The sequence below is a fragment of the Paenibacillus sp. JT31N11 genome, from assembly GCF_056269285.1.
In genome coordinates, this window is record NZ_JBWDNQ010000006.1 from 234056 (window position 1) to 249267 (window position 15212).

General features: G+C 53.8%; 14 protein-coding genes and 1 pseudogene. 12 read left to right on the forward strand and 3 right to left on the reverse strand.

From position 1 onward, the window contains the following. Window positions 1-35: 35 nt before the first annotated feature. Together AC0YNV_RS21725 and AC0YNV_RS21730 are read right to left on the reverse strand one after the other, a co-directional pair. Window positions 36-674: a histidine phosphatase family protein gene (locus AC0YNV_RS21725; protein ID WP_475769881.1), complete on the reverse strand. Its 639-nt coding sequence runs from the start codon at window positions 672-674 to the stop codon at window positions 36-38. 132 nt (window positions 675-806) lie between these two features. Next, window positions 807-1205 (reverse strand): DUF3139 domain-containing protein, encoded by a 399-nt coding sequence (locus AC0YNV_RS21730; RefSeq protein WP_475769882.1) that lies wholly within the window; start codon window positions 1203-1205, stop codon window positions 807-809. A 269-nt stretch (window positions 1206-1474) separates the two neighbouring features. Between AC0YNV_RS21730 and AC0YNV_RS21735 the strand changes: the two genes are divergently transcribed. From AC0YNV_RS21735 to AC0YNV_RS21770, 8 genes and pseudogenes are all read left to right on the forward strand, one after another. Next, window positions 1475-2491 (forward strand): polysaccharide deacetylase family protein, encoded by a 1017-nt coding sequence (locus AC0YNV_RS21735; protein WP_475769883.1) that lies wholly within the window; start codon window positions 1475-1477, stop codon window positions 2489-2491. Between the two features lie 262 nt (window positions 2492-2753). Continuing rightward, window positions 2754-4121 carry an FG-GAP repeat domain-containing protein gene (locus AC0YNV_RS21740; protein ID WP_475769884.1) on the forward strand — a complete coding sequence of 456 codons (1368 nt, stop codon included), beginning with the start codon at window positions 2754-2756 and terminating at the stop codon, window positions 4119-4121. A 103-nt stretch (window positions 4122-4224) separates the two neighbouring features. After that, window positions 4225-4593, forward strand: a pseudogene (locus tag AC0YNV_RS21745) (response regulator transcription factor); the annotation flags it as partial. Between the two features lie 213 nt (window positions 4594-4806). Next, window positions 4807-5172, forward strand: coding sequence for a winged helix-turn-helix domain-containing protein (locus AC0YNV_RS21750; RefSeq protein WP_475770045.1), 366 nt, complete (start codon window positions 4807-4809; stop codon window positions 5170-5172). Further along, on the forward strand, window positions 5173-6594 hold the full coding sequence (locus AC0YNV_RS21755; RefSeq protein ID WP_475769885.1) for a sensor histidine kinase: 1422 nt from the start codon (window positions 5173-5175) through the stop codon (window positions 6592-6594). A 485-nt stretch (window positions 6595-7079) separates the two neighbouring features. Beyond that, window positions 7080-8180, forward strand: coding sequence for a DUF3048 domain-containing protein (locus AC0YNV_RS21760; RefSeq protein WP_475769886.1), 1101 nt, complete (start codon window positions 7080-7082; stop codon window positions 8178-8180). Between the two features lie 532 nt (window positions 8181-8712). Then, window positions 8713-9324 (forward strand): DUF47 domain-containing protein, encoded by a 612-nt coding sequence (locus tag AC0YNV_RS21765; protein WP_210042353.1) that lies wholly within the window; start codon window positions 8713-8715, stop codon window positions 9322-9324. A gap of 20 nt (window positions 9325-9344) precedes the next feature. Further along, window positions 9345-10346 (forward strand): inorganic phosphate transporter, encoded by a 1002-nt coding sequence (locus AC0YNV_RS21770; protein WP_475769887.1) that lies wholly within the window; start codon window positions 9345-9347, stop codon window positions 10344-10346. Window positions 10347-10542: 196 nt separating this feature from the next. On the opposite strand, the gene AC0YNV_RS21775 is transcribed toward AC0YNV_RS21770, so the two are convergent. Continuing rightward, on the reverse strand, window positions 10543-11070 hold the full coding sequence (locus tag AC0YNV_RS21775) for a hypothetical protein (protein ID WP_475769888.1): 528 nt from the start codon (window positions 11068-11070) through the stop codon (window positions 10543-10545). Between the two features lie 211 nt (window positions 11071-11281). Here AC0YNV_RS21775 and AC0YNV_RS21780 point away from each other — a divergent pair, with 211 nt between their 5' ends. The 4 genes from AC0YNV_RS21780 (at window position 11282) to rlmD (ending at window position 15014) form a co-directional block, all read left to right on the forward strand. Then, the gene (locus AC0YNV_RS21780) at window positions 11282-11572 is read left to right on the forward strand and encodes a YerC/YecD family TrpR-related protein (RefSeq protein ID WP_188996801.1); all 291 of its coding nucleotides are present in this window, start codon (window positions 11282-11284) and stop codon (window positions 11570-11572) included. Window positions 11573-11575: 3 nt separating this feature from the next. Next, window positions 11576-12472: a sirohydrochlorin chelatase gene (locus AC0YNV_RS21785; protein WP_475769889.1), complete on the forward strand. Its 897-nt coding sequence runs from the start codon at window positions 11576-11578 to the stop codon at window positions 12470-12472. Window positions 12473-12632: 160 nt separating this feature from the next. After that, complete coding sequence (locus AC0YNV_RS21790) at window positions 12633-13547, forward strand: diacylglycerol kinase (RefSeq protein WP_475769890.1); 915 nt, start codon at window positions 12633-12635, stop codon at window positions 13545-13547. Between the two features lie 30 nt (window positions 13548-13577). Continuing rightward, on the forward strand, window positions 13578-15014 hold the full coding sequence (gene rlmD / locus AC0YNV_RS21795) for a 23S rRNA (uracil(1939)-C(5))-methyltransferase RlmD (protein ID WP_475769891.1): 1437 nt from the start codon (window positions 13578-13580) through the stop codon (window positions 15012-15014). Window positions 15015-15212 lie beyond the last annotated feature (198 nt).

The following is a 15212-nucleotide window of genomic DNA, read 5'->3' on the forward strand; positions in this document are numbered from 1 at the left end:
TCAGCATTGTGCTATCGTATCTGTTATCGTAATAATTAACGCCAAATCCTTTGAATAGTTGGTGATGCGTCATCAAATTGTAAGTGATAGACATCTGGATTTGATAGACCTTCCCATTCCTCGAAACCGATATTCTTGTCGAAATATTTAAGTAACAAGGACATTAAGTTCCCATGGGTAACGATGACAGCATTTGTTAATCCGCTTTCTCTTACATCCTTTATGACCGATAATGCACGATCCATCGTGGCGACACTTGACTCCCCACCTTTATAACACAACTCAAGGTCATTAAAAGTATTACGAAGCATTTCGCGCCAATTCGTATGGTTTTCAGCGCACAAAATTCTTTCTGATAAACGGTCATCTGTAATTATATTAACTTTGAGTTTCTGCGCTAATGGGGTGATTGAACTAATTGCCCTTACAAAAGGACTTGAATGGATGCTTTCAACGTTTTTTCTGTACAGAAATTCAGCAAGCCGGTTGGCTTGCGTATATCCTTCTTCTGTAAGATTAGCACTTGGTGATTGTCCATCCGCTTTGCAGTGTCTCACGATAAAAATGTTCAAATAATACCACTTCCATTCCTCAGATGTTTTCTCCGCCCTTGTTATGCTTTCCTTCGTCCAATGTAGTGTATTAGGATAATTCATTATTTCATCGTATGTCATCTAACATACCTTATCGACATTTGGTTTCTCCTTACATATCCCAGTTAAGGAAGCAAGCCACTTAATCGTCCGATCACGTTCAAAATATAATCCCGGTCCTTATCGCTCAGTTTACGTAAGCCTTCGATTATTTTAGTATGTTTCGTCCAAATGCTTTCCTTTAAGATTTGAGGTGGAGGTTTGATTGAACTTACCATCTGCATCTTTCCCATAAACATAATTTATCAATGGTTCGTCTTTAAATCTCACCTGTGCCTTGTAATCACTTGTTTTAAAGCTATAAAGTCCTTTCACTGACAATATATCTTCTGATTTATAATGCCGCTCAGAAATCAGGTATTTCTCCACTTCGTTTGCCATTTTATATTTACCTATTGGCGAACCTGCATAGAAATAATAAAAAATCGCAGCGAGAATTACAAATATAATTAAGACTATTAACACAACTATCCTTTGTTTTGTCACTACATGTATTCCACCTTTCTCTCCACTATGTTCCCGAGAACTCGTCAATTTTTCGTTTTTACCCACAATCGCGCATGACACCTGCTAACCTATTTTATAGCAGCACTAATAAATGTTGAACCAATAACAAGCGTAACTGAGTGACCACAATAATATATACTGTTTCTCTTTGTAATTCGGGAATATAGTGAAGGTTTCAATCTATTCCAGCTCATATGATTCCCTTTGGGAGTGTTAGTAATTTGAAATACATATCCGATGTTACAATTTTGTAACGACTTATTAACATCGCTCCTTTACCATAAAGGTATAGCAATGAACAGGGAGAGAGCGATATGATACCCAGAGAAACAGTCACAGCCAGAAACAGAAAGAAACGTCGTCGGTTTGTGCTGCTCATTATGTCGATAGCCGTCATTTTCTTTATTGCCGGATACAACACCCAGTCTGCATGGGAGCTGTGGGCGGATGAAGGAGTGAAGGGCGCCGTCGAAGGCACTGAGGCTCTTGGCGGAGCGGGGAACGCAGCATCCCATGAAGGCGGTAATGTAGCGTCGGCAGCAGGCAGGGACGATGGAGCGGAAGCAGCGCAATCGGAGGCGCAAGTCCGGGAGACTGCTGGCAGCAAGAATACGGCAAGCGGTCAGATTCAGAAAGCCCCTGAGGGCGGCAATACGGCGCAGAAGGCGAATGCCCCGGGTGGTGCAGCGGCAGTGAAGCTGGATAAACCGACACTCCCGGTTGTACAATATACAGCAAAGACTGGGAGCAAGCTGGTGGCTCTTACGTTTGATGACGGGCCGGATAACCACTACACACCGGCTATTCTGGATATTTTAAAGGAATACAAGGTCAAGGCAACCTTCTTCACGGTAGGCACGCAGGTTAAGAAATACCCCGATATGATGAAACGCATTGTTAAGGAAGGCCATGAAATCGGCAATCATACCTATCATCATAAGGATTTGACGAAGCTTGACAGCCTGCATATCGGCAATGAAATCATGTGGACGGACACGTTGATTCAGAAGGCGGTGGGATTCGTGCCCCGTCTGGTCCGGGCGCCTTACGGCGCGACTAACAATATATTGGATGCAATGATCGCCGGCAGCAACCGCGATCTTGTAGGCTGGACGGTCGATACGAGAGACTGGGCGGGCGAATCGGTAGCAAGCATCAGGGCCAACGTGAACAAAAATACGAAGCCGGGCGGTATTATTCTCATGCACTCCTTCGGCAGCAGCCATATTAAGAACTCGGTTGCCGCACTGCCCGGCGTGATCAAGGACCTGCAGAAGAAGGGTTATACCTTTGTAACCGTGGATCAATTATTGGCTGCGAAGAAGCATTAGGCTGCATACAGCATGAGGCTCGGAATGCCATAGGTCGTTCATTCATAAAAGCAGTTTTGCTGCATACAGAGAATGGTACAACATACAAAAGAAGACATCTACCCTTCGTAAGTGCTGCAAGCGAGTTTGCCGACTTGCCGCTTGCCGAAGAAGCTTTTTAGAATGATACAGCGGATGTCTTCTCCTGCAGCGGTTATGACGACCGGAAGGGACGGGGCAATAACAGATGAAGCGACGATATAAAAGGGGGCGCCCCGGCTGGATGCCGGGGTTAATCATGATCGGTATGCTCGTGCTTTCAGGCTGCCAATACACGACTACACCGGCAGACCTGCTGCTCAGTCCGCAATCGACGCCGGAGAACGCGAAGCTGGCTTCAGCGGTGCGCGACGCGCTTCCGGTCCGGGCCAAGCTTGCGCTTCCGGTTCAGGAAGCATCGAATGCCGCCGTCAACAAAACGGATATTGACGGCGACGGGGAGCAGGAAGCGATTGTCACGTTCGTCACGGAGAATGATACGGAGCAGGTTATGGTGCTGAAGCAGCAGAATGACCGCTGGAAAAAATGGTTCACATTCGACGAGTCCTCAAGCTACGGCATTGATTTGCTGCAGGTGGCCGATCTGGATCAGGATGGACAGCCGGAGGTGCTGATTGGCTGGAATCAATACGGCGAGCCTCAGCATAGCCTGGCTGTCTATCATATTAATGAATCGTATACCGGCGATAGTCTGCCCGGCCCCATTGCCGAGCTGCCCTATGACTCGCTTGGCATTGGCGATGCGGATGGCGATGGCCGCTCGGAGCTGGTGTTGATCCAGCTGGACCGCGAGCAGATGAAGGCTTCCGCCCATTTGCACCGCATTCATGAGGGCAAGGTGGAGGAAATCGCTTCGGCCCCTTTGAACGGCAATGTGAACGGGTATTATAATATCGTAGTGGGCAAAATCGCCGCTGACCGCTATGGCATCCTGGCTGACGCCAGTCTGGGAGCACACTCCTCCAGTACAGTCATGCTGGCCTGGAATGAAGGGAAGCTCAGCAAAATTTATCCCAGGCCTACCTCAAACGGCGAGGTCGTAGAGAATAATTCCCGGCAGACCGTAGGCGGGGACGGGAACGGAGACGGCATTCTGGACATTAACGTGACGCTGGAGGCTCCCGGACAAGCTCCGAACCTGCCGTACAGCGATCTTCTCTGGCTCGAACAATATAAGCAGTGGGATGGCGGGGAAGAGTTCCAGGTGGTACAGGAGAGATATGTGGACGAAACGGACGGCTACGAGCTGCGGTTTCCTGCGGAATGGCGTGAGAAATATACGGTGCATCTCACCAATGACAGCGATGTGAGAGAACTGGCTGTTGATTATTACAATCAGCAGACGGAGGACCGGGCGGAGCTGTTCGCGATTGAACCGGTGCCTCTGGCGGACTGGAGCGATAAAGAGCAGGAGCTGCAGGATGATTCCAGAAGAGTGACGGTGCTGACGGAAGCTGGCGGATTTGTGTATGCTGCCGTCTGGTCGGAGGCTCCGGAGGACTGGACCGCTGACAACAAGCAGGATTATGATCAGCTGCAGCTGGATGAAGTGACGCTGAAGCAGATTTTCAAGCTGATTCCCCAGCATTAATTATTCATGGGATTAATTATAAAGGTAGTCGTTGCATCAAATGGACGGTCCGCTCAAGGTTTATCCCGGGCGGCCCGCCGCTGTCGGGAGGTAGAAGCTATATATGCGAATATTGCTGCTGGAAGACGAGGAAGCCATTCGCGGTTTTATCCGCATTAATTTAAAACGCAACGGAATGGATGTAACGGAAGCCGGGGATGGAGAGACCGCATTGGCGCTTGCCTATGCGGCTTCTCCTCCTTTTGACGTAGCGCTGCTGGATGTGATGCTGCCGACGATCAGCGGTTTTGAAGTGTGCGACGAGCTGCGCGGGAGATTTCCGAGCATGGGAATCATTATGCTGACGGCCAAGTCCCAGGAGGAGGACAAAATCCGCGGCCTGGAGCTGGGGGCCGACGATTATGTGCAGAAGCCGTTCAGCCCCGGCGAGCTGATCGCCAGGCTGAACGCCCTGCACCGGCGGATGATGCCGGGCGGCTTGACTTCGCAGGATGCCCGGGCGGCGGGCAGCGGCGGCATTGCCGAAGCTGGAGCGCCCGATGACGCAGCCGGAAGCACAGGTGCTGGCGGTTCCGCTGCCCAGAGATCCGGGCAGGGCAGGCAGCCCGGCTCGCCTCATACGGACGAAGCGGCGACGGGAAGTACGGCAGCTAATATGGGGCGATCTGCAGGGGAAAGCCTAGGCATGCTGGGCGGAAGCACGCCGGCTCAAGCGGGGCAGCAATCCCCCGGCGAGCGTGCAGGCGAGCTGCGATCAGGACCGTTCCGGCTGTCGGCGGCGGAGCGGCGTCTGTGGAAGGGCGGCGAGGAGATCGTGCTTACGCCGACGGAGTGGACGCTTGTCCTGCTGCTCATGGAGCGCGAAGGGGAAGGACTCAGCCGCGACGATATTCTGGATGCGGTATGGGGGAGGCATTTTATCGGCGACCTGAAAATCGTCGATGTGAATATCCGGCGAATCCGCCAGAAGCTTGAGGACGAGCCATCCGATCCGCGATATATTGAGACCCTCTGGGGCTTTGGATACCGCTGGAAACGGAGCGGATTTTAGATGAGCAGCCTGAGGACTCGCATGGTATGGAGCTACGGGGTGCTCATTACGCTTGTTGTGGTGCTTCTCGGTGCCATGTTCGTTACCCTGGTATGGAATTATTATTATGGAAGCGCCGTTGGTTCGGTCATCCAGCGTGCGGAGACCGAGGCAGCCCTTCATAACCGCAATATTTCCTACCAGCCCATGGAGGATAAGGCAAGCTATATGCTGCAAAATATGTCCGAGGGCACCGCGCATCTGCAGCTGCTGGACTACACGGGCTACCTGGTGGTGGACAGCGACGGCCTGCCGGGAAACGGGGAAGTGGTTGAAACGCCCGATGTGCTTGAGGCGATGGGAGGCAAACGCGGCGTCTGGCGCGGAGTGGATCCTGTGACGAATGAGCGTATTGCGGCTGTCACGCTGCCGGTCAAACAGGATAAGCATATTGTCGCCATGTTCCGTTACACGGCCTCTTTGGTGAGCGTGGATGAAACAGTCCGCAATATGCTGTGGATCACGGTGCTGGTGGGCTTCATTGTGGTGCTGCTGTTCTTTGCCATGAGCGTGCTGCTGGCGAACCGGATTGCCAGGCCGATCCGTAATTTGACGCGGGTAGCCGAGCAGATGGCGGAAGGAGACTGGTCGCGCAGAGCCACCCCGCATGATCATGATGAGATCGGGCGGCTGGCGGAGACGCTCAATACGATGGCCTCCGAGCTTACCCGGCGGGAGAAGCTGAAGAATGATTTTATTTCTTCCATTTCCCATGAGCTGCGGACACCGCTGACCTCGATCAAGGGCTGGAGCGAAACGCTCGCAGGCGACCCTTCCGATGCGGAGGAGCTTCAGATGGGCTTGACGATTATTGACCGGGAGACCGACCGGCTGTCGGGGCTTGTGGAGGATCTGCTTGATTTCTCGAAGCTTTATGCCAAGAGCATCATTCTGCATCCCGAATCGGTGGACCTGCTGAAGCCGGTCAAGGAGACCATGCGCCAGTTCGATGCGCGCGTCCAGAGGGAAGGAATCCGCCTCACGGCAAACTTCGGGAATACGCCGCCGCTGCTGGTGGAAGCCGATGCCAACCGGATGAAGCAGGTGTTGATCAATGTGCTGGACAACGCCTTCAAATTCACCCCGAGCGGAGGAAGCGTGGTTGTATCGGCCGAGCAGGAACCCGGCTGGGCTCGTATTGCCATTCAGGATACGGGCTGCGGCATATCGCCGGAGGATCTGCCCCATGTGCTGGACAAATTCTACAAGGGCGGGAGCCAGAAGATGGGCAGCGGTCTGGGGCTTGCCATCTGCAAGGAAATCGTGGAGCTTCATGGCGGGGCTTTTCGCGTGGACAGTGTATGGGAAGAAGGCACAACGGTGACCATCCGTCTCCCGCTCGCGGTCCAGGAGCCGCCGTCTCCGGAAGAGCCGAACGTCTAAAGGGAGCGGGCTGTTATTCTTTATAAAAGAGGGATTTGCGCTTCGCGAAGATGTAGGCAACAGCCGCCGCTGCTCCTATTATCAGGACGATGACAAGCCAGTGGCGGCCCGTCCATTCAATCAGCTGGGGCATTATGCTTCAGCTCCTTTTTTTTTGAAACATCAGAAAGCATTAAAGTTGACTTGTCCTTTACTGATATTTCTTCCCGCAGGAAATGAACAGGTCTTAAGTAGTATGGAAACTTAGTGACACAGTATACCCACGAAATTGGCGGTATCCCCTGCCTGCTCAGACTCGCTCAATTGACATCAATTTCATTTGCATACTAATCTCTGTTCTTCCCCATGATATCCTCTCTCCAGAACGGACGCTCCTTGTTCGGCCAGGCGGACATCCATGAAAAACAAGACAATCCTCCTTTGCGTATGGTTTAATAAGGAAATAGGAAAAAGGCAGTCATCACAAGCAAAAAGGTGGTTTACTCATGGTTGATAAAGGCCGTACAACCTTCCGGCGCATCGCAGGCAGCGGGCTGATTGCCCTGTTCCTGCTGCTTATGGGCAGTCTCTCCGGGTGCAGTGGAGCCGATAAGCTGAATAGTGATCCCAAGCCGCTCACCGAGGAGAAGCCTGTCCCCATCCCGGAGCCTACTCCCAAGCCGGAGCCGGAGCCGGACCCCGTCCCTGCCTTCAGGGCGTCGCTTACGGGACTGCCGCTTGAGCAGGAAGCGTTGGAGCGTCCGATAGCGGTTATGGTCAATAATATGGCGCTGGCTCGGCCCCAGTCCGGTCTGCCCCATGCCGATATGGTGTGGGAGGTGCTGGCAGAGGGTGGAATCACACGTTTGGTAGCGATTTTTCAGAGCGATAATTTCAAGGATCCGATCGGTCCGATCCGCAGCAACCGCCCCTATCTGATTGAAATTGGAGATACCTTCAACGCGATTCTGGCGCATGCCGGGGCAAGCACGGACGGTTACGATATTTTGCAGCATCAGGGCAAGGCCTATCTCGATGAAATCTCCAATGCGGGCAGCTACTTCTGGCGGGAGTCGTTCCGCAAAGCGCCGCATAATTTATATTCCAACATCGAGAAGCTGCGGGAAGGCGCCGCCCACAAGAAATACAAGGACACGGTCGCAATACCGGCCTATCCGTTCTCCGATGTGGGTGCGACGGTCGGAGGGATGACGGCCACGAAGGTAGAAATTCATTTTCTGCTGAAGGATTACAAGGTTTCTTATGCGTTCGATGAAGCCAGGAAGATCTATGCACGGTCGATCAACGACAAGCCGCATACAGATTTGACCACGGAGGAGCAGCTGACGGCGACGAATCTGGTTATTATCGGGGCTGCGCACCACACCTACGACGATTACGGAAGACTGGAAATTGATCTGCAGTCCGGCGGCCCGGCGGTGCTGTTCCAGCTGGGGCAGGCGGTCGACTGCGAGTGGGTGCGGGCCGATGACGGAGCGATCAGGCTGATGAAGGAGGGGCGCGAGCTGCCATTTGTCCCGGGCAAGACGTTCTATCACATTGTACCGATGACCCCCTCGTTTGAGGAGCATCTGAGCTACAGCTGATGATTTCAGATGCTTAAGGCATGGTTTCAGACAGATAAAGACGGGTGACCGGGCGGCTGACATGCTGACCCGGTTTTCTTGTTGTATCCGGTCAATCGGGAGCATCCGGCTGGCTTATTCCGTGCTGTGCAGTTAAGCGGGAAATATCCGGTTTACCTTGGCAGCGGGGATGGCCTTCAGCAGATACACAATGATGATGCGGCTATGCCCATTTACACGGAATGTCTACAAGACTGGTTATTTTAAGCGGTTAAGGAAAACAATAGCGGTGCGGGCTGGATTTTTACTTCAATCATGCAGGGGTATTCGGGCAGGAAACGATTCCGGAATCTTAGCGGCAGATCCTTTTCTCCTTGAAAGGACCGAAAAAAATAGCTGGAAAATTTATTTTTGCTGTTTTTCATAAAAAGTCATAAAACCTTTACAATCCCTTAACAATTGCAAGGTAAACTATGTTAAGCTATTGTCGGTTTCATATGTTCACTTAAGTGCATGTTTTTCACAATAAAGATAAGGGCGAAGGGGAATACCGATGTTTAAGAAAAAGGACATTTTTTTTACGACTTTGGAAGCGATGGCAGATACGATTCTTGAGGCTGTTCAATATTTTGAGGTCAATGTCGCGAAAATCAGGGATGTTACCCAGTTCGCAAAGGATATGAAGGAGTATGAGACCACCTGCGACAGCTATGTACATACAATCCTGACAGAGCTGAACAAAACGTTTATTACGCCGATTGAGCGTGAGGATATCATGGCGCTGACCACATCGCTTGACGATGTGCTGGACGGTATTGAAGCATCTGCATCGCGCTTTGAGATGTACAATGTCACGGAGCCCGATGAGTATATTACCTTGTTCGCCGAAATTCTGCTCCGCAGCGCCCAGCAGATCAAGAAGGCGATCTATCTATTGTCGGAGAAGAAGCTTCTGGCAATCCGGGAGCCGGCTATCTCGATTAATGAACTGGAGAACCAGGCCGATGATCTGCTGCGGGTATGCATCAAAAGTTTGTTTGCCAATGTGAAGGATCCGATTGAACTGATCAAGCGCAAGGAAATTTATGAGCGGCTGGAGCAAACGACCGATTGCTGCGAAGACGTTGCCAACACACTCGAAACCATCATCATGCGCAACAGCTAAGGAGTAGGTGACGAGCGGGTATGGATATGATGTACATCTGGGTAGGAGCAGTCATTTTTCTCGCTTTGGCATTTGACTTTATAAATGGGTTTCACGATACGGCTAATGCCATCGCAACGTCCGTATCGACAAGAGCGCTCTCGCCGCGTATGGCGATTGTCATTGCGTCCGTTATGAACTTCACAGGAGCCATGCTGTTCACCGGCGTAGCCAAAAAAATCGGCAGCGGCATTGCCGACCCCGCCACGCTTGACAACGGGGTACAGGTAATCGTCGCCACGCTGATATCCGCCATTATCTGGAATTTGATCACCTGGTGGTTCGGCATTCCTTCCTCCTCCTCGCACGCTCTGGTCGGTTCGCTGGCCGGTGCGGTTGTTAGCGCGGACGGATTTGGCGCCCTCAATGGGGGCGGCTTCACCGAAATTGTAAAAGCACTTATTTTCTCGCCGTTAATTGCCTTTGCAGGCGGCTTTATTGTGATGTGGCTCCTGAAGAAGATTTTCGCCAAATCCAGCCCGCATCAGATCAACAAAGGCTTCCGTACGGGGCAGATCATAACGGCTGCCTTCCAATCGTTCACGCACGGCACCAACGATGCGCAGAAGGCGATGGGAATTATGACCTTCGCGCTGGTGACGGCAGGCCTGCAGGACAACATCGAGCATATACCGCTGTGGGTCAAAATATCCGCAGCAACCGCCATGGCGCTTGGCACCTCCATCGGCGGCTGGAAAATCATCAAAACGATGGGCACCAAGATTTTCAAAATCGAGCCGATCAACGGCTTTGCGGCAGACATCACGTCGGCATCGGTTATCCTGACCGCCACGCTTACGCATCTGCCGGTCAGCACCACGCATGTCATTACCTCCTCGATTCTGGGCGTCGGCAGCGCGAAGCGCTTCTCGGCTGTGAAGTGGGGGCTTGCCGGGCGGATCGTGGTCTCCTGGATCGTAACCATTCCGGTGACGGTGCTTCTATCCGCCCTGATCTATCAGATTATGCTGCTGTTTATGTAGCTTCCCGTGAATGATAACAGGCTGGCTGTCAAAGCCGCAGGCGCATCAAGCGTCCAGCGGCTTCTGACATCCAGCCTTTCTTGTTCAATGTTGGTTACATTTGCTCACTCAAGTTCGTTTTATCCCATAGAATGTTCTTGAATGTCGGGCATCCCAACAGGATGAGCGTGTCTGCCCCCAGGCCGTTTGCGATTTATTACCGCTTCCGTTTCTTGCTGACAGGGCGCCGCTTGCGCTTGGAGCCGGAACCTGCCCCTCTTGGCCGCCGGCGCTTCCTGCGCCGCGTTATTGCCGCATCCTCCTCTTCGTCTGCGTCTTTTTTGCCGAAGGAGCCTGCCAGCACCTTGATCAGCGGGGCCATCTGGGTAATGCTGCCGACAACCTTCTGCACCTTGGTCATCGTGCTGACAATACCCTCGATGCCGCCCATCCGGTCGACAATTCCTTTGATATCGCTCAGGCTGGTAGGCAGCGAGAAGCCGCCTACTTTGGCCGGCACTGCCGTGACGCCTTCGGTAATCGTCTCCGCAAGCGGAACGATGGCGCCCGGACCGGGGTTCTGAAACTGCCCGGGATTGAAGGGAGCTCCCTGGTTAAAGCCCATATTTCCTCCGCCGAAGAAGGGATCGGAGATGCCCGGAAAGGGGCCGGGACCCGGCCCCCCGAGAGGCGGCTGCTGAAAGCTTCTATGGGACGGATCGTAGCGGTATTTCACGCGGATCACAACCTTTTTCCGTTTTGTTTATAGTCTATGGCATAGGCAAACATAAGGATTGGACGAATGCCCGGTTTTGCCTTAAAAAATTCCGCAGGTGCGGGTATTTGCGACCCGAACGGTTCTTCTATCCTGTAATGCGTGAATACGGTAACGCTTGAAAAGTAAGCCTGAAACCGATACAATGAGAATATTAGTTCGGGTAGGGAGGAAGCAAACGATGCAGCTTAAGAAGCTTAACGATAAAACGGTCGATCAGCTGTTTGAAGCGGTATTGACGCTCAAAACAGTCGAGGAATGTTATGTTTTTTTTGACGATTTGTGCACGGTGAACGAGATTCAATCGTTGTCGCAGCGTCTTGAAGTGGCGCGAATGCTGGGCAAGGGTTCCACATATAATCAGATAGAGGCGGAGACCGGCGCAAGTACGGCTACGATTTCGCGCGTGAAGCGCTGTCTGAATTACGGCAATGACGGGTACAAAATGGCGCTGGAGCGCGCAGGACGCTAATCGATGAAGCCGGGGGTGCTGGTTATCAGCCACGGTTCGCGGGAAGCGGATTGGGTGCGGCTGGTGGATGACGCGGTGAAGTCGGCAGCCTCGTATGTGAAGCAGCCTTTGGCGAGCGGTCAAACGCAGGCAGGAATATCCCCTAGCGTGCATGGATCTTCATCACTTTCAACGGCGGCCGGGAAGCGGCTGGAGATGGCTGCTGCCTCTGGCGGACAGGCGGTTCCGGTCGTTTCGTCCTTTCTGGAGATTGTCGAAGGGCGGCTAATACAAGATGGCATTGACAAGTTGGAAGCGGAAGGTGTGACGGATATTTACGTCCTTCCGCTCTTTGTCTCGTCCGGCAGCACGCATGTGGATGACATCGCCCAGGCCTTCGGCCAGGCGCCGGTATCCCCGGCGCGGACCGGCGAGCTGGAACGGTTTCGCTGGAATCCGGGGACACGTATCCGGTTCGGCGTGCCGATCGACGATGATCCGCAGATCGCCGATCTGCTGCTCGCGAACATCCGCGGGCTGTCGGAGGCGCCGGAGCGGGAACGGCTGCTGGTGGTGGCGCATGGCTCACGCGAAGCGGTCTTTCATGACCGCTGGAGAAGCGGCATGACGAAGCTGCTCCAGCGCTTGCAGCAGCTTGGCGGCTTCGCGGGCGGGGATATCGCCATGCTGCTGCCGGATCAGGCGGCAAGCAAGCTGGACGCGATGCTGCGCAAGCGGCCGGATCAGGCGGTTATTGTGGTGCCGCTGTTTCTGAGTGAGGGATATTTCACCCGGACGGTGATACCGGCGAGGCTGGGCGGACTGGCTTACCGCTATAACGGACGCGCGATGCTTCCGCATTCCTGCATGGCCGGCTGGATGGAGCGGCAGATGAGCGGATGGCTTGCCGGGCTGGGTTAGAATCGGACCGGCTGCCGGCGATTCGCAGGGCCGGAGATTGGTTTAATCGATAGAAGTAAAGATATATGATAAGGGGAAGGGTAACAGGCCGGTTTCACTTGTAGCCAAGCGGCCGCGGGAGCGGCGCTTGCACGGTTGGAACATGCCGTAGGTGGCCACAATGTCAATTAAACGGGCAAGATTAATTTATAATCCGACCTCGGGGAGAGAAGAGATCAAGCGGCGGCTGCCGGATATTCTGCAGCGGCTTGAGCGGGGCGGCATCGAGACCAGCTGCCATGCTACTGAGAGCGAAGGGGACGCCACCATAGCGGCATCGGAAGCGGCGGACCGCGGCTTCGACATGATCATTGCGGCGGGCGGAGACGGAACGCTGTATGAGGTTATCAACGGTCTGGCGACCAAGGAATCGCGGCCGCCGCTCGGGATTTTGCCGCTGGGCACGACCAACGATTTTGCCCGGGGACTGGGTATTCCCAAGCAGTGGGAGTCCGCCTGCGATCTGATCATCCAGCAGTTTAAGCGTCCGATCGATCTCGGGAAGGCAAACGAGCGGTATTTTATCAATATTGCGGGCGGCGGCTCATTGACGGAGCTGACTTATGAGGTGCCCAGCAAGCTGAAAACGATGATTGGACAGCTGGCCTATTATATGAAGGGCCTTGAGAAAATGACGCGTCTGCGCCCGACCGAGCTGATCCTTCAGGCTGATGAGATCGGCGAGATGCACGAGGAGATCATGCTGTTCCTCATCTGCAACAGTAATTCGGTCGGCGGCTTCGAGAAGCTCGCGCCGGATGCCACGATTGACGACGGGCTGCTCGACGTCATCGTGCTGAAGAAATGCAATCTGGGCGAATTCATCCGGATTGCCTCGCTTGCCCTGCGCGGCGAGCATCTAAATGATCCGCATGTGGTTCATTTTCAGACCCGTGCGCTGCAGGTGACGACGCCGGATTATATTCAGCTTAATCTGGATGGCGAATACGGCGGCACGCTGCCTTGTACGTTTAATATATTGCCGTCGCATCTGGGAATCTTCGTGGATGAAGAGGGCAATACAACCTATAAGTAAACTAGAGAATAACGGAGCGATCGAAAGCAAATGAGTGTTCCAGTCAGCAAAAATGATGAAGTCGTCGTCGACATTGTCGGCTTGACGCATGAGGGAGAAGGGGTAGGCCGTGCAGACGGCTTTACCCTTTTTATACAGGGAGCGCTTCCCGGCGAGCGCGTGCGCGCAAGAGTGCTCAAGGTCAAGAAGCAGTATGGCTATGCCAAGCTGCAGGAGCTGGTTGCGGCCAGCCCCGACCGTGTCGAGGCGCCGTGTCCGATCTATATGCAGTGCGGCGGCTGCCAGCTGCAGCATATGGACTACGACGCCCAGCTGCGCTGGAAGCGGCAGCATGTGGTGGATAATCTGGAGCGGATCGGCAAGCTGCGCATTGCAGCGGGTGAGGGCGGAGATAGCGGAGATGTGATCGTGCATCCTGCTATCGGGATGGACAAGCCCTGGCATTACCGCAATAAGGCGCAGGTTCCGATCGGGATGGTGCCGGAAGCGGGCAGAGCGGCTGATGGTTCGGCAAGCGTCAGGGATATGAGGCTGGTTGCGGGATTTTACGCGAGGGGCAGCCACCGTATTATCGATATGGATCAGTGCCTGATCCAGCATTCGGTCAATGACGAGATTGTGGCCGAGGTGAAGGCCGTTGGCCGTGAGCTTGGCATCACGGCGTACGACGAAGAGACAGGCCGCGGGCTGCTGCGCCATGTGATGGCGCGGGTCGGCTTTGTCTCCGGTGAAGCCATGGTTGTGCTGGTGACGAACGGACAGCGGATTCCGCAGATCGAGCGCTGGGTAGAGCGTATTCGCGAGGCGGTTCCGGGTGTGACGAGTATCGTGCAGAACGTCAATACGCGCAAGACGAATGTGATCTTCGGCGATGAGACCCGCGTCCTGTGGGGCAGCGATGTGATCTATGACGAACTGGACGGGATCCGCTTCGCGATTTCGGCCCGTTCCTTCTATCAGGTGAACCCCGTGCAGACGGTGGAGCTGTACCGCAAGGCGGTAGAGTATGCGGGGCTTACCGGATCGGAGACGGTCATTGACGCGTATTGCGGGATTGGCACGATCTCGTTGTTTCTGGCCCGCCAGGCGGGCAGGGTGTATGGCGTGGAGATAGTGCCGGAGGCGATCGAGGATGCGCGGCGCAATGCTGCGTTGAATGAAATCGGCAATGCCGAGTTCGAGGCGGGTCCGGCGGAAGTGGTTATTCCGCGCTGGCGGAAGGAAGGCATCGTGCCGGACGTGATCGTAGTCGATCCGCCGCGCAAAGGCTGCGACGAAGCGCTGCTGGAGACCATTCTGGCGATGCGGCCGGAGCGGGTGGTGTATGTATCCTGTAATCCTTCGACACTGGCGAGGGATCTGCGCATGCTGGAGGATGGCGGGTACCGGACGGTTGAGGTTCAACCGGTGGATATGTTTCCGTGGACGGTGCATGTGGAGGCGGTTGTATCACTGGTGAGGAATTAAACAGGAGCTGGGAAGCCTTATATATCAAGGGTTTTTGGCTATAATGTCCGTTGATCTGAAAATGATGTGAAAAACCTGATTAATAGATATTCGACACAATCGATTACAAAGAAGGCGCTGGGAGCGACACTCTCGAGCGTCTTTATTTTTGTGCTTTTGCTTGCTGACTGAAGGGCATGACCGTAAATGTTCATCGTG

Coding starts and splice junctions, on each gene's coding strand:
- AC0YNV_RS21770 (WP_475769887.1), top strand. CDS start 9,345: ATGGATATGATGTACATCTGGGTAGGAGCAGTCATTTTTCTCGCTTTG.
- AC0YNV_RS21740 (WP_475769884.1), top strand. CDS start 2,754: ATGCCGGGGTTAATCATGATCGGTATGCTCGTGCTTTCAGGCTGCCAA.
- AC0YNV_RS21780 (WP_188996801.1), top strand. CDS start 11,282: ATGCAGCTTAAGAAGCTTAACGATAAAACGGTCGATCAGCTGTTTGAA.
- AC0YNV_RS21750 (WP_475770045.1), top strand. CDS start 4,807: ATGCTGGGCGGAAGCACGCCGGCTCAAGCGGGGCAGCAATCCCCCGGC.
- AC0YNV_RS21790 (WP_475769890.1), top strand. CDS start 12,633: ATGTCAATTAAACGGGCAAGATTAATTTATAATCCGACCTCGGGGAGA.
- AC0YNV_RS21765 (WP_210042353.1), top strand. CDS start 8,713: ATGTTTAAGAAAAAGGACATTTTTTTTACGACTTTGGAAGCGATGGCA.
- rlmD (WP_475769891.1), top strand. CDS start 13,578: ATGAGTGTTCCAGTCAGCAAAAATGATGAAGTCGTCGTCGACATTGTC.
- AC0YNV_RS21785 (WP_475769889.1), top strand. CDS start 11,576: ATGAAGCCGGGGGTGCTGGTTATCAGCCACGGTTCGCGGGAAGCGGAT.
- AC0YNV_RS21735 (WP_475769883.1), top strand. CDS start 1,475: ATGATACCCAGAGAAACAGTCACAGCCAGAAACAGAAAGAAACGTCGT.
- AC0YNV_RS21760 (WP_475769886.1), top strand. CDS start 7,080: ATGGTTGATAAAGGCCGTACAACCTTCCGGCGCATCGCAGGCAGCGGG.
- AC0YNV_RS21755 (WP_475769885.1), top strand. CDS start 5,173: ATGAGCAGCCTGAGGACTCGCATGGTATGGAGCTACGGGGTGCTCATT.
- AC0YNV_RS21725 (WP_475769881.1), bottom strand. CDS start 674: ATGACATACGATGAAATAATGAATTATCCTAATACACTACATTGGACG.